General features: G+C 67.5%; 8 protein-coding genes and 1 pseudogene. 1 reads left to right on the forward strand and 8 read right to left on the reverse strand.

The window, feature by feature from the left end; all coding sequences use genetic code 11:
* Window positions 1-4: 4 nt before the first annotated feature.
* The 5 genes and pseudogenes from H2038_RS09145 to H2038_RS09165 form a co-directional block, all read right to left on the reverse strand.
* A pseudogene (locus tag H2038_RS09145) lies at window positions 5-2,824 on the reverse strand (type I restriction endonuclease); the annotation flags it as partial.
* A gap of 20 nt (window positions 2,825-2,844) precedes the next feature.
* The gene (locus tag H2038_RS09150) at window positions 2,845-3,741 is read right to left on the reverse strand and encodes a GIY-YIG nuclease family protein (RefSeq protein ID WP_292111981.1); all 897 of its coding nucleotides are present in this window, start codon (window positions 3,739-3,741) and stop codon (window positions 2,845-2,847) included.
* Complete coding sequence (locus H2038_RS09155) at window positions 3,738-5,105, reverse strand: restriction endonuclease subunit S (protein WP_292111984.1); 1,368 nt, start codon at window positions 5,103-5,105, stop codon at window positions 3,738-3,740. The genes H2038_RS09150 and H2038_RS09155 overlap by 4 nt, the downstream gene beginning before the upstream one ends.
* Complete coding sequence (locus H2038_RS09160; RefSeq protein ID WP_292111986.1) at window positions 5,102-6,937, reverse strand: class I SAM-dependent DNA methyltransferase; 1,836 nt, start codon at window positions 6,935-6,937, stop codon at window positions 5,102-5,104. Before H2038_RS09160 ends, H2038_RS09155 begins: the two co-directional genes overlap by 4 nt.
* 402 nt (window positions 6,938-7,339) lie before the next feature.
* On the reverse strand, window positions 7,340-8,131 hold the full coding sequence (locus H2038_RS09165; RefSeq protein WP_292111989.1) for an SDR family oxidoreductase: 792 nt from the start codon (window positions 8,129-8,131) through the stop codon (window positions 7,340-7,342).
* Window positions 8,132-8,204: 73 nt separating this feature from the next.
* Here H2038_RS09165 and H2038_RS09170 point away from each other — a divergent pair, with 73 nt between their 5' ends.
* A complete protein-coding gene (locus H2038_RS09170; protein WP_292111992.1) occupies window positions 8,205-8,774 on the forward strand; it encodes a TetR/AcrR family transcriptional regulator in 570 nt (189 codons plus the stop codon).
* Window positions 8,775-8,845: 71 nt separating this feature from the next.
* Here the strand turns inward: H2038_RS09170 and H2038_RS09175 are convergent, their stop codons facing one another.
* The 3 genes from H2038_RS09175 to H2038_RS09185 all read right to left on the reverse strand — a co-directional run bounded on the left by H2038_RS09175 (window position 8,846) and on the right by H2038_RS09185 (window position 13,890).
* A complete protein-coding gene (locus tag H2038_RS09175; protein WP_292111995.1) occupies window positions 8,846-9,610 on the reverse strand; it encodes an SDR family oxidoreductase in 765 nt (254 codons plus the stop codon).
* Entirely contained in the window at window positions 9,607-10,791 is a 1,185-nt protein-coding gene (locus H2038_RS09180) for a DUF3089 domain-containing protein (protein ID WP_292111998.1), read from the reverse strand. The genes H2038_RS09175 and H2038_RS09180 overlap by 4 nt, the downstream gene beginning before the upstream one ends.
* Window positions 10,792-10,857: 66 nt before the next feature.
* Window positions 10,858-13,890: a TonB-dependent receptor gene (locus H2038_RS09185; RefSeq protein WP_292112001.1), complete on the reverse strand. Its 3,033-nt coding sequence runs from the start codon at window positions 13,888-13,890 to the stop codon at window positions 10,858-10,860.
* Window positions 13,891-14,094 lie beyond the last annotated feature (204 nt).

The following is a 14,094-nucleotide window of genomic DNA, read 5'->3' on the forward strand; positions in this document are numbered from 1 at the left end:
GCTGGTCGCTGTCCGTCGTGTCCGCGCCGAACAGGTCATTCACCCGCGCGATGATTTCGTCGAGGAGCGCCTTCTCCTTCTCGTGGATGCCGCCTGAGCCCGTCTCGGACATTCCCGGCAGCTTGGGCGCATCGCCCGCCGCATAGGTCAGGTCGCGCTTGCCCTCGTTCTTCAGGGTGTGGTGCGTCAGCTTGATGCCGGTCAGGTCGACGCCTTCCCGCTCGCGACCGAAGACCAGCAGCGGCAGCAGGCGGCGATAGAAGATCGCCCGCTTTTCGACGTCGGTGTTGCCGTAGTCGATGATCTGGCTGAGGAAGCTGTAGAGCCGCAGATAGGCGCCCATGTCGCTCTTGAAGAGCTCCAGCGCCCCCATGTGGTCGCGGGCGTCCGCTTCACCCTGGGCGTTGCCGCTGGCCGTCGCCGTCGTGAGAGCCTGTCGGGCTCCGTTGAAAGCCTTGAGGATACGATCCGCGACCGGCTCCAGTGCGGAGATCAGCTGCCCCTGCGTGGCCTTCGGATCGAGCTCGACCTTGACCACCCGCTCGACGTCGAAATCGTCGTAGTGGCCGGCGGCGTCCAGCTTGGCGCGCAGGTCGAAGATCAGGTTCGGGTCGGTCGCGCTCTCCAGCTCGGCCGTCTCGAAATAGGTCCGGAAGGCCGCGAGGACCTCCTCGGAGCTGTTCACGAAGTCGAGGATGTAGGTCGTGTCCTTGCCGAGGTGTGACCGGTTCAGGCGCGACAGGGTCTGCACGGCCTGGATGCCGGCGAGGCGGCGGTCGACGTACATGCCGCACAGTTTTGGCTGGTCGAAGCCGGTCTGGAATTTGTTGGCGACCAGCAGCAGGTGGAAGTCCGGGCCGTCGAAGGCCTCGCGGATATCCCGTCCCTTCAGGCCGGCGTTGAGCTCCTTGCTCGTCTCGGTGAAGGGCTCCGCGCCTGAGTCCTTGTCATTCACCTCACCCGAGAAGGCGACCAGGGTCCCGAGCCAATAGCCCTTCTCCTTGATGTATTTCTGGATCGCCAGCTGCCAGCGCACGGCCTCGATCCGGCTGCCCAGCACCACCATCGCCTTGGCCTTGCCGTCCAGCAGCGGTTGGACGTTCTCGCGATAGTGTTCGACGACGATCTGGACCTTCTGGCTGATGTTCCAGGGGTGCAGCTGCACCCACTTCATGATCGCCTTGTTGGCGGCCGACTTCTCGACCTCCTTGTCGTCCCAGTCCTGGCCGTCGTGAGCGAGGCGGAAGGCCAGCTTGTAGGGGGTGTAGTTCTTCAGCACGTCGAGGATGAAACCCTCCTCGATCGCCTGGCGCATCGAATAGACGTGGAAGGGCGTCGGCAGGCCGTCGTCGCCCTTGCGCCCGAACAGCTCCATCGTCTTGGCCTTGGGCGTGGCGGTGAAGGCGACGTAGGTGATGCCCTTGTCGTCCGCGCGCCCGGCCATCTTGGCCGCGAGAATATCCTCGTTGGAGATCTCGCCCCCGTCGGCCAGTTCCGCGGCCTCGGCGGCCGACAGCATCTCCTTCAGCTTGGAGGCGGCCTCGCCCGTCTGGCTGCTGTGCGCCTCGTCGGCGATCACGGCGAAGGCCTTGCCCTCGGTGGCCGCCAGCTCCTGCACGGCCTCCAGCGCGAAGGGGAACGTCTGGATGGTGCAGACGATGATCTTCTTGCCGGCCGCCAGCGCCTTGGCCAGCTGTCCGCTCTTGGAGCCGCTCTCGCTCTTGATCGTCTCGACCACGCCGGTCGTTCGCTGGAAGTCGAACAGGGCCTCCTGCAGCTGGCTGTCGATGACGTTGCGGTCGGACACGACGATGACGCTGCTGAACAGCTTCCTGTCCTGGGCGTCGTGCAGCTCGGACAGGAAATGCGCCGACCAGGCGATGGAGTTGGTCTTACCCGACCCGGCCGAGTGCTGGATCAGGAAACGCCCGCCCGGACCCTCCTCCAGCACCTTGGCCGCCAGCTTCCGCGTCGCGTCCAGCTGATGATAGCGGGGGAAGATCACGCCGGTGATCGCCTTCTTGGCGTCCCGCCGCGTGACCAGGAAACGCCCGAGGATCTCCAGCCAGCTGTCGCGCTGCCAGACCTGCTCCCACAGATAGGCGGTCGGGTGCCCGCCGGTCCCGATGGGGTTGCCCTTGCCGCCGTGGTCGCCCCGGTTGAACGGCAGGAAGCGCGTGGCCGGGCCTTCCAGCCGCGTCGTCATCGCCACCTCGCGGTTGCTGACCGCGAAATGGACCAGCGCGCCGCCGGGGAAGGACAACAGGGGCTCGATCCCCTGCCCCTTGGGCTTCGGATTCCGGTCGAATTTGTACTGGTCGATGGCGTCCTGAAGACTCTGGGTGAAGTCGGTCTTCAGCTCGGCCGTCGCGACCGGGATGCCGTTCAGATAGAGGACCAGATCGAGGCAGTTCTCGTTGGCGGTCGAGTAGCGCACTTGCCGCACCACGCGCAGGCGGTTGGCCTGGTAGCGCGCCGTGATGTCGGGGTTCATGCCCATGGCCGGTTTGAACTGGGCCATCGCCAGCCGTCCCTTGGCGCCCACGATGTCCATTCCATTGCGCAGCACGTCCAGCACCCCGCGCTCGTCCAGCGACTTGCGCAGCCGGTCGGCGAGGACGGTCTCCGCATTGGCGCCGTGGGTCTTGGACAGGGCCTCCCAGGTCGCGGGCTGGGTCGCCTGAACCCAGGCGGTCAGGTCGGCGGGGAACAGGGCGCGGGCGCGATCGTGGCCGGCGGCGTCGCCGGGCGCATGCAGCCAGCCGTGGGCGGCGAGGTGCGCGCAGATCTCGTCCTCGAAGCTGATCTCTTTGTGGACGCTCATCGTTTCCCCCCGGCTCGCTGTCAGCCAGCCAGCTGTGCCGCTTCCCAGTCTTTGTAGGTCTGGCCGTCCGGCGTCTTCCAGGCCGTCGTCCCTTGGGCCTGCCGCCCGTAAACGATGGCAGCGGCGGCGCTTGGCGAACTAAACGCATAGTTCTCGGCGAAGACGCAGTGATCGCCGTTCAGAACCAGAACGCCGGAACGCCGCAGGTCGTCATGCAGACTAGCGTAGCCACTGGTCGCCTTCTCCTGACCTTCCCACGCGGCCCGCGCCTGTGACCCGGCCTGCACGACGAATTCGCCGTCCTCCAGAACGGCGACGGCCTTCAGCCCCTGCTTGGGATAGTCCAGTGTGAACCGGACGGCAGGCGTTGCGACGGGCGCGCTGGATGGGGCCGGGGCGGCGGGTCGTACATTCTGCACGAACATGTCGATGCGGACGGCCGGCAGGACCATGAAGAGGTAGTCGAGGAAGGCTTCCATGTTGGCCCGCGCCGACTCAGACAGCCCGGGACGCGGCGGCGTATTGCCGTTGTCCAGCGGCATGACGCCGACCTTGCGGGCCTCCTCGACCAGCCTGGATTCCAGGAATTTGGCGTGGGCCTTGTGCAAGTTGTTGGCGGCCGAGGTGACCAGCACGGCCGTCGTCCACCAGTCCTTGCCCGCCTCGTGGCTCCTCATGCGAGCGGCGATGTCCTCGCCCTCGCCGATATAGGCGAGCGGCTTTCCATCCCGCTCGCCCAGAAGCAGATAGACGCCGGTGAACGACGACTGCGGCCGGGCCAGCGCCTCCTTCAACCGGGTGCGCGGGGTGACAAGGACATGGCCGGTCCAGTTGAACACCTCAGCCGTCAGCATCCCATCGGGCCGGCCATCGATGAAATACAGTTCAAGGGACCGACCCAGCACGCCAGCGCTCATGCCGCTTCCGCCTGTTCAGGGGCGAGACCACGCACGTCAATTTTGCCGGTGACGGCAGCGGAGATCAGGGCGGCGCGGCGTTCCAGCAGAAGGGAGATTGCTTTTTCAGCTTCTGACTCCAGAGTCGAAAACTCCTGAAGTTTCGCATCAAGCCAGTTCAGGATTGTCGCCTGCTCGCTGGGAGGCGGCACCGTCATCAGCAGATCGCCCACATCACCAAGACTCAGTTGAATTTTGGTGCCGCCATAGCCGCCCATTTCGAGCTGAGTTTTCCCGACACACGACAGAGTGACATAGGCGACCCACTTCGGAAGGAGCCGACCACCAGCTAGGCGCGCTAGAGCGACGTGCTGACTCACAAATGCTGTCTCCAGTTCCGACGGAACGACGGCGACCGATCCAAGGAAAGCGGTGATAGAAAACAGTACATCGCCTGACTGGACACGAGTTCTTTCGCCTTCGGACCCAAGCGGGACAGCTACTCTTTGTATGTCTGCAAGGTCCAAATCAACGCGATCTCGCGTCAGATTTCCGATGCGAAGGAAGAGTGCTCCCTCATCCGCGTAGTGCTCTGCCCAGCCTCGCGATCCGCTGGTAAGAAACACCAGATTGCGCTTCAGCGGTACAACGTCCCAATGCGCCGGCACCTCGCCGAGCCATCCGACGCCGGAGTCCTTCATCGGGTCGGCAGGGTCGAGGCCTTTGGTGACGGCGTGGGAGATGACGGCCTGCCGCTTCTCCTTCAGCAGTTCGATCAGTCGCCGCTGCGCCTCCACCAGCGCATCGATCTTGCCGGTCTCGCGGTCGAGGAAGGCGGCGACGGCGAGCTGTTCGGATTTCGGCGGGCAACAGACGAGTGTCGCGGCCAAGGGCTCCAGGTTCAGCGATCTGAAGGTCGCGCCGCCAATACTGCTTTCCCACTGGCAGACGGACGCCGAGGCACGAAGGGCCCAAAAAACGTAACGCGAGGATGCGTCGTCGTTAACCGCAATTCTCGCCGTCCCTTGGGTCAGGTTCGCACCATTAAGAGACGACGGAACCACCATCACTTTTCCGAAGCTTGGCCCGATAGAGCAGACGATGTCGCCAGCCCTCACCGTACTTCGACGATACGCTGCGGCGATGTCCTCCGACGTCCTTAGCAGGTTGGTTTCGTCCCTGACGCCGGACTCTTCTGACATGTCAGCCGGGCGGATGTAAGGAACGCCGCCATCGATGTCGGGGCCTGCCTGGACTATCCCGTAGGTGATTGCACGGTACGGATCGACTAAGCGGCTCAGTTTCAGAACTTTCCAGTGTGCTGGCACCTCGCCCAGCCACTCGACTCCGCTGTCCCGATAGCTCCCGTACTTCGGCACGCTCACGCCGCCAGCCCCTCGATCATCGCCTTAATCCGGTCGGTGACGGCCAGCAGGTCGGCGTCGATCTCGGCCAGGTCACGCGGCGGTTCGAACACATAGAAGTGCCGGTTGAACGGGATTTCGTAGCCGACCTTCGTCTTGCTCTCATCAATCCAGGCGTCGGGGGCGTGGGGCAGGACCTCGCGCCGAAAATAGGTTTCGACGTCCTCAGCGAGCGGCACATTCTCAGTGTCGCGTAGGGCGCTGTCTGGCATCAGCTTGCCCTTGGCCTTGCCTTTCTGGCCCACCACCGGCCGCCCCTGATCATCCAGCAGGGGCCGTTCGACCGTGATGGTGCGATAGCCGAAGGCTTCGTTGTCGAAGATGCGAGACAGCGGCTGCAGCCTGACCTTCCCGCCCTCGGGCGCGGCGGGCGGGGTCTCACCCTCGACCACCACTTCGCGGGCGACGACCTTGCCGTCGGCGTCGGTGACCGTCGCCAGCTGGGCCGCCTCGAAGCCGCCGAACAGGCGCGTCACGACAGCAATGTCGTCGTCGGACATCTCGCGCCGCTTGGAGCCAAGGCTCTTGCGCATCTTCTTCCAGAAGACGCTGGCGTCGATCAGCTGCAGCTTGCCTTTGCGGTGCGCCGGCTTCCGGTTCGAGACGATCCAGACATAGGTGGCGATGCCGGTGTTGTAGAACATGTCGGTCGGAAGGGCGACGATGGCCTCGACCAGATCGCTCTCCAGCAGATAGCGCCGGATCTCGCTCTCGCCCGAGCCCGCGCCGCCCGTGAACAGGGGCGAGCCGTTCAGGACGATGCCGAACCGGCAGCCGCCTTCCGACGCCGGCCGCATCTTCGACAGCAGGTGCATCAGGAACAGCAGCGAACCGTCGGACACCCGCGGCAAACCCGGCCCGAATCGGCCGTTGAAGCCCTGTTGCTCGTGCTCCTGACGGACGACCTTCTCGACCTTCTTCCACTCCACGCCGAACGGGGGATTGGACAGCATGTAGTCGAACTTGCGGGTCGGGTGGCCGTCGTCGGACAGGGTGTTGCCCGGCGTGATGTTGGCGACGTCCTGACCCTTGATCAGCATGTCCGCCTTGCAGATGGCGTAGGACTCGTCGTTCAGCTCCTGGCCGAACATGGTCAGGCGCGCGGTCGGGTTCAGACCCGCCAGATAGTCCTCGGCCACCGACAGCATGCCGCCGGTGCCGGCGGTCGGGTCATAGATGGTGCGGACCACGCTGGGCTTCGACAGCAGGTCATCGTCCTCGACGAACAACAGCGACACCATCAGCTTGATGACCTCGCGCGGGGTGAAATGCTCCCCCGCCGTCTCGTTCGAGAGTTCCGCGAACCGCCGGATCAGCTCCTCGAAGGCGAGGCCCATCTGGTGGTTGTCGACCGAGCCGGGGTGCAGATCGATCCGGGCGAATTTCTCGGCCACCTGGTACAGCAGGCCCGCCTTGGCCAGGCGGTCGATCTGGGTCGCGAACTCGAACCGCTCGAAGATGTCGCGAACTGCCGGCGAGAAGGCCTGGATGTAGGCATACAGGTTCTGGGCGATGTGGTCGGCGTCGCCGATCAGCTTCGCCATGTCCATCGGCGAGGTATTGTAGAAACTCTGCCCCGCCGCGCGAAGCAGGAACGGCTCGGGGTTCAGGCCTTCGCCCGACCGCTTCTCGAACTCCGCCAGCACCGCGGGCTTGGTCGCCGCCAGCACGCAGTCCAGCCGGCGCAGAACCGTGAACGGCAGGATCACCTTGCCGTAGTCCGACTGCCTGTAATCGCCCCTGAGCAGATCGGCGACCGACCAGATAAAGGCCGACATGGACTGATGATTCATGCGTTACTCCCCGAGCAATCAGGGATAGCACGTGCACGGCGTCTGCGCGCAAGGCGAGGCGATATTCGAGAAGCGGACGTGGGCGAGCCCGCGGCCTTCGACCCTTTGATGGTCGGCGGGGGCGGAAACGGGGGTAGGATTGCCTTGGAAATCCTAACTAGTTGATTTCAGATACTCAATTGCCACCCAAGCGCGGACTCTCTGTCCGCCACCGGCCTCTGGCAGGTACCGCCACTTGCCGCGGTCTGGGTATGCCTGCCGGAGCCGCGGCGCGCGAGGCCCTCATCCTTTCGAAGGGCTCGCGCAAGCCCCCGATCCCGCGCCATCGCACGCTTGCCCCGGCCGCGAGTGTATGGCGGGGCCGGCGCGCAGGCCGAGGCCGTCGCCACGGCGCGAGTCCGGTCAGTCGGCGTGGGCCCCGCCCTCGCAGGGCAGCACGGCGCCCGTCGTCCAGCGCGCCTCGTCCGACAGCAGGTAGAGCGCGGCGCGGGCCATGTCGTCGGGGTGCGCGATGTAGTTCATGGGAAAGGCGTCGGCCATGGCCGCGCGCCCCTCGTCCGTCGGGATCCAGCGGTCGAACATTTCAGAGCGGGTGGCGCCGGGAGCGATGCAGTTCACGCGGATGTTCTGGCGCGCATACTCCAGGGCGACGCATCGGGTGAGACCGGTCAGGGCCCACTTCGACGCCGCATATATCCCGTTGTGGGCGGCGCCGACCATGCCGCCGATCGACGAGGTGTTGACGATCGAGCCGCCGCCCGAGACCAGCATGGCCCGGATCTGGTGCTTCATGCAGAGGAAGGGCCCCCGCAAATTGGTGGCCATCACGGCGTCGAGGCTGTCGGCGGGGAGTTCGGTGAACGGCGCCCGTACGCCCCCGACGCCGGCGTTGTTGAACGCGCCGTCCAGCCGCCCGAACCTGGCGACCGTGAAGGCGATGGCGGCCACGACCGAGGTCTCGTCCCGCACGTCGCAGGCGACGGCGGCGACGGGCAGCCCTTCGGCCCGCAGTTCGGCGGCGAGGGCCTCGATCCGGTCCGCGCGCCGCGAGGCGGCCACGACCGACGCGCCTTCGGCGGCGAAACGGCGAACCGCCGCGGCGCCGATGCCGCTCGCGGCGCCGGTGACGAAGACGACGCGATCCTTCAGGCGCGCGCCGGCCCAAGCCAGCGGCGGGGGAGTCTGGTAAGACATGTCCGGGTTCTCTAGTTGACAGCGTCAACCTGAACCGGCCGGTTGACGCTGTCAACCCGAGGGAGGCGTGGGCTTGAGTACGCGGGATGCGATCGTGGCGGCGGCGGGCGAACTGCTGGACGAGGCAGGTCCCGAAGCGGTGACCTTGCGGGCGGTCGCCCAGCGGGTCGGTCTCTCGCACAACGCCCCCTACAAGCATTTCGCTGACAAGGAGGCGCTCCTGGCCGCGGTCGCGGCGGTCGAACTGCGAAGGCGGGCGGACGCGCCGCGGCCGCCGCAGGGCGAGCCTCTCGCGATGCTGAAGCGCATGCTGCGGGACAATGTGCGCTGGGCCGTGCAGCATCCCGCGCGGTTCAAGCTCACCTTCGGCAGTTGGACGCGGCACGACGAGGACCTGGGCGAGGCGGCCCACGCCGCCCGGATGCGGTTCGTGAAGGCGGTCGCCTCCGCCCAGGCCGCGGGCGCACTCCCCCCGGGCGATCCGGAGCGCGTGTCGGCGATGCTGCTCGCCCTTGGCCACGGCGCGGCCGACCTTGCGCTGGGCGGCCACCTGTCGCGCGAGGGCAAGGGTCATGCGGATCCGGAGGACCTCGTGGACGACCTCTTCGATCTGTTCGAGCGCGCAGCCCCGGGCAGAAAGTGACGGCGCGGGCCGGGCGGTCGGCGCCGTGACAACAACACGCCGCGACGCCCCTCGGCGCCGGAGAGTGCCCGCTAGTCCGCCGTCCAGCCTCCATCCACCAGCACCGAGCTCCCGGTCATCAGGCTGGACGCGTCGCTGGCCAGCAACAGCAACGGGCCGGACAGCTCCTCCATGCGGCCCAGGCGGCCGAACTTGATGCGGCCGAGCACGAACTCGCGCGTGCCCGGCGTGTCGAGGATCGGTCGGGTCAGGGCGGTGTCGATGAAGGTGGGACAGAGGGTGTTCACGCGGATCCCCGCCGGCGCCAGATCGATGGCCATGCAGCGGGTCAGGCCTTCAAGCGCCCACTTGGACGCGCTGTAGAGCGAGCGGCCCGCCCCGCCGGCGTGGCCCATCTGCGACGAGACATTGATGATCGAGCCCGGCTTGCCGGCGGCCAACAGACCGCGCGCCACCGCCTGGGCGACGAACAGGGCCGCCTTGAGATTGAGATCGAGCACCGCATGGTAGTCGGCCTCCGTCACCTCGGTGATCGACCGGATGCGGTTGGCCCCGGCGTTGTTGAGCAGGATGTCGAACGGGCCCCGGGCGGCGATCTCCTCGCCCACCCGCGCCGTGTCGGTGACGTCGAGCACGAAGCCGTCGGCCTGCAGGCCGGCGTCACGCAGTTCGCGCACCCGCGCCTCGATTTCGTCGCCGCTGCGGGCGCACAGGGTCACGTGGGCCCCGGCCTGGGCGAATACGGCCGCGCCGGCCGCGCCGATGCCGCGCCCGGCCCCGGTGACGAGCGCCCTCTTCCCGTCGAGCCGGAACGACGGCGGCGGGGTCAGGCTCATGGACGATCCTCCCCGGACCTGGCCTGGTGCGCCTGCGACTGGGCCCGGACGAGATCGATCAGGCTGCCCATGGCGTGGTCCATGTCGATCAGGTGCAGGCCCCAGGAGTAATCCGGGCCTGTGGCCCGCACGATATGGCCGGCGAGGTCATCGGCGCGCGGATCGGCCGGATCGGCGTTCACGCGCAGCTCGAGATAGTCGAATTCGCCCCGGCGGACGCATTCGGTGGTCAGGAGCCCCGGGGTGGTCACGAAGTCGGTGGCGATGTCGCGCGGCGGCTTCAGCCACTCCGGTTGTTCGGCCCCGCCCGACCCGTTGAGGAAGCCCCGGGTCAGGAAATAGGACCGCGGGCGTCCGGGGCCGCCGGCGAGGCTGGCCGGGTTGACGCAGGCGATCCTCAGACCCTCGCGAGCACGGCCGAAGCGCGCGTCCGCCGCCGGCGGCGCGCGGTCGCGATAGGTGGCGTAACTGACCACGCAGCCGGTCTGTCCGGCCGACCGGCAGAGGGGGATCGACCGGAAGGAGCCTCCGACATCGGCGCCCGCGGGAACGGTGACAGGAGCGCCGATGATCAGGGCGGAGACGAGCCGCTCCTGGACGGGGCGGCCGTCGATTTCCTCGGCGATCAGGCGGGTCAGCATCGCTCCGCCCTGGCTGTGGCCGATGAGGACCACGCCGCGGCCGCCGTTCTCATTGGCCAGGTACCAGTTCCAGGCGTCGCGAACGTCAGAATAGCCCCCGACGCCGGCGGGCGGCGGTTCGCCCTGCGGCGGCGGGCCGCCCGCGGGCGCGCGCAGACGGCGAAGCGTGCCCTGGCGGTAGAGCGGCGCGAAAAGCCGGCACGCCTCGCCGAAGCGGGCGAATTGCAGCCTCACGGCGCTGTACTCGGCCTCGTCGGGCTGCAGGTCGGACTGCCACGTCGGGTCGTTGGAGACGGTGGGATAGACGTAGAAGCAGTCGATTTGCGGGGCGTCGGCGGGTCGGTGTCGGTCCACCGACAGCGCGCCGTCGGGCCCGATCGCGGTCGCATCGAGGTCGACGTCGCAGGCGTCCTGCGGCAGGTCGGGGCGGCACAGCCACGAGCGGCCGTCGGCGTAGGCGGGGTCGGGGCCTGCGGTGGTCGGGGGAGCGACGTCCACGACCAGGGTCGCGGCCAGGGCGACGACGGCGGCGGCGATCATGGTCAGCTCCGGTCAAGAAAACGGGCGGACGGCCGGACCGTCCGCCCAAGGTTCAGGAGACAGGCTTCAGAAGGACTTGCGGATCCCGATTTCGAAGGTCCGTCCCAGCGGGTTGGCCGTCCACGGGTCGTAGCCGAACTCCTCCTGCGCCGGCGGCGGATCACGGTCGAATAGATTGGCGACCGTGGCGGTGAGGGTGGTGTCGTCGCTCAGCTCGAACCGATAGGTCACGTCCGTGGTGATCCAGTCCTCGCCGCTCTCGCCGTACTGCACCCCGGCACGCTCGTCCTCGACGGCCGAGACATAGTTGACCCCGACGCGGACGCGGTGGCGATCCAGGCTGTAGTTGAGCCCGAGGTTGGCCCGCCATTCCGGCGCCGCCTGGCCGAAGGTGGCGAAGTTCAGATAGCCGAGCCGGTCGTCGCCGGTGGACACCGTCACGCCGTCGAGCTCCGTCGGTCCGGTCTTCAGTTCGGTGACCCGGGTCGCCGTCAGCTCGGCCGAGAAGTCGCCGCCGCCCAGGGGCATGGCGTAGCTGGTCTGCAGGTCGAAGCCCTTGGTGGTCTGACCGGGGCCGTTGCCGAACAGGGTGGTCACCATCGAGAAGCTGCCGACCCCGCTCATCCCCACGGCGCAGCCGCTGTTGAAGGTGATGCGGTTGAGCAGCGGCTGGGCGGCCGGATCGCAGGTGGTGATCGTCCCGCCGGGTCCGTTGAACACGAGGCTGGCGATCTGGTTGGGGTCGGCGATCTGGCCGATCTGATCCTCGGTCTCGATGTCGAAGTAGTCGAGGATGAACCGGAAGCGGTGGTCCGCGCCGAAGCCGCGGCTGTCCCAGATCAGCCCGAGGTTGGACGTCCGGGCCGTTTCGGGCTCCAGATTGGTGTCGGTGATGAACTGCGCCGCCAGCCAGTTGCCGGCCGCGACCGTATAGGTGCGCGCCGCGATGGTGATCTGGCCCGGCAGGACGCCCACCGGCGGCGACTGGTAGTTGGTGCCGTAGGAGCCGCGCAGCGACAGCGGGCCCCACACGTTCCAGCGCCCGGCGACCTTGTAGACGGTGGCCCCGAGGCCGCCCGAAAACTCCTCGCGGCGCGCCGCCAGCTGGATGTCGAGGTTGTCGAACACCGGGATCTGCAGCTCGCCGAAGATCGAGTACTGCTCCCGGTCCGCCGAGTCCGGCGGATTGGTGGCGAACAGGACGAACGGGCCCGGCGCGTTGGGCGTGCAGCCGCGGAAGCGCGGATCGTTCGTGGGCAGCGGGATGGGGGGCAGGTTGGGCGAGCCGACCCCGTTGCCGCTGGTGAAGTTCGACGGCCATTCGCACTGGATGGAGCCGTTGAACAGCGGGCTGCTGACCACCTCGCGCGTCTCGAAATGCCGCCACTGACCGCCGGCGGCCCAGCCGAGGTCGCCGCCCGGCAGCCCGACGGCGAGCGTGCCGTCGAACACCAGGTCTATGGTCACGTCGTGCGACAGGGTTTCGGTCGCGCGCGGATCGAACAGCCAGTCCGCGACCTCCTCGAGGTTCTCCTCGGCGGGAATGTGGTTGGGGTTGGCCAGCCCCAGCATGGGCTGTTCGGCGAAGGCGGTGGAGAAGGGGTTCCACCAGTGGCAATCGCCGACCCCGGCCAGCGCCGGATTCTGCGTGCCGAAGCGGGCCGGGTCGAGATCGGGCGCGCGGCAGTTCGGCCCGCCGAAGCCGTTCAGCGCCTCCTGCAGCCGGAAGCCGATGGTGTCGGGGTGGGTGTTGTAGTTGCGGGCGTAGTTGTAGGTGACGGCGAAATCGTAGCCGACGTCCCGCGCCGGCCCGGCCCAGCCGCCCAGACGGCCGTTGAGGCCGGCGGAGGCGCGGAAGATCTGGTTCTCGATCCGGTCGGACACGCCTTGTCCGTCGCCGTTGGAGTAGAACGGATTCCCGCCGTGGCCCATCAGGCGATAGGTGATGGGCGTGAAGCCGGAGGCCCCGCTGATCCCGTTGCGCGCCGCGAAGGACGCGGCGTAGGGGTTCGTGATCGGGACGTAGAGCTGGTAGAGCGCGCCGGTGGCGAGCGCCGGCCCGTTGACGATCGGCTGGGCCGGCGAGCCCATGACCTGCGGCAGGGTGATGTCGGCGTAGGACGCTTCGGCATGGAAATCCATGTCGGGCGTGATCTCGGCGTTCAGCTGGGCGTAGACGCGCCAGGTGTCCTGGTCCTCCACCAGGCGGTAGTACGAGATGTAGTTGTAGGCGCAGGTGAAAGCGTTGTCATAGCGGCCTCCGACGGCCGCGCAGCTCTGGGCCGTGAAGTCAGAGACGAGCCCGAGCGGGGCCCCCCATTCGCCCACGTCCGTGGCGCTGGGCACGGCCGGCAAGGGCCCGCGAGGCACCCAGCCGGCGAGGTTCGTGAGCGTCGACCACGGCGCGGGGTTGTAGCCGGGCCCGACCTCCAGGGAGTCGTAGGTGAAGTCGCGCTCCAGCGTGCTCAGGCGGGAGCGGTGCTCGTACTCGAGCGACCACAGGAAGTTGACCCGGTCCTCGCCGATCCCTCCCAGCAGGCCGAGCGAGTAATCGCCGTCGGAGCCATCGACGTACTTGTACTGGGCCTGGGCCTCCAGGCCGTTGAACCGGGAACGGGTGATGAAGTTGACGACGCCGCCGGTCGCGTCGGCGCCGTAGATCACCGCCGCCCCGTCCTTGAGGAGCTCCGTCCTGGCGAGGGCGATGAACGGCACATTGCCGGTGTTGATGTTCATCCGCCGGCCGTTGAGCAGGACCAGGGTCTTGTCCGCGCCGAGGCCGCGCAGGTTGAAGTTGACCGAGCCGACGAGGGTGGGACCGCCGAAGTAGTAGGATTCGCCGGTGGTGGGGCCGGACACGGTGAGGTTCTTGGCGAACTCCAGTGCGGTCGGCGAGCCCTGCGCCTCCATGTCTTCGCGGGTGTAGACTTCCACCGGCAACGCCGCGTCCTCGGGCGTGCCGCGGATGTTGGAGCCTGTGACAACGATATCGTCCAGTCGGCTCTGCGGCTCCTGCCGGGGATCTTCCGGGGCAGGCCCTGGCGCCTGCTGGGCCGCGGCCGGCGAAGCCGCGCCCAGACAGGCGGCGGCGAAAATCACGACTCCAGACGCGCTGGAGAGCGCTAGCTTCCTCATGGCATCCTCCCGACGATGAGCTTCTTACTCATTCATTCTAGAGTGAGGATTACCGATCCGCCGTGGTTCGTCAAACGCAAATAGGTGACCGGGGCGCGGTGAGGCTGGAAAGCGGGACGGCGGCGGTTTAGGCCTGCCCCACGCAAGCGGTTCGACGGCGGGAGACTG

It is taken from the genome of Brevundimonas sp., assembly GCF_013912005.1.
Lineage (GTDB): Bacteria > Pseudomonadota > Alphaproteobacteria > Caulobacterales > Caulobacteraceae > Brevundimonas.

Coding starts and splice junctions, on each gene's coding strand:
- H2038_RS09150 (WP_292111981.1), bottom strand. CDS start 3,741: ATGAGCGCTGGCGTGCTGGGTCGGTCCCTTGAACTGTATTTCATCGAT.
- H2038_RS09160 (WP_292111986.1), bottom strand. CDS start 6,937: ATGAATCATCAGTCCATGTCGGCCTTTATCTGGTCGGTCGCCGATCTG.
- H2038_RS09165 (WP_292111989.1), bottom strand. CDS start 8,131: ATGTCTTACCAGACTCCCCCGCCGCTGGCTTGGGCCGGCGCGCGCCTG.
- H2038_RS09175 (WP_292111995.1), bottom strand. CDS start 9,610: ATGAGCCTGACCCCGCCGCCGTCGTTCCGGCTCGACGGGAAGAGGGCG.
- H2038_RS09180 (WP_292111998.1), bottom strand. CDS start 10,791: ATGATCGCCGCCGCCGTCGTCGCCCTGGCCGCGACCCTGGTCGTGGAC.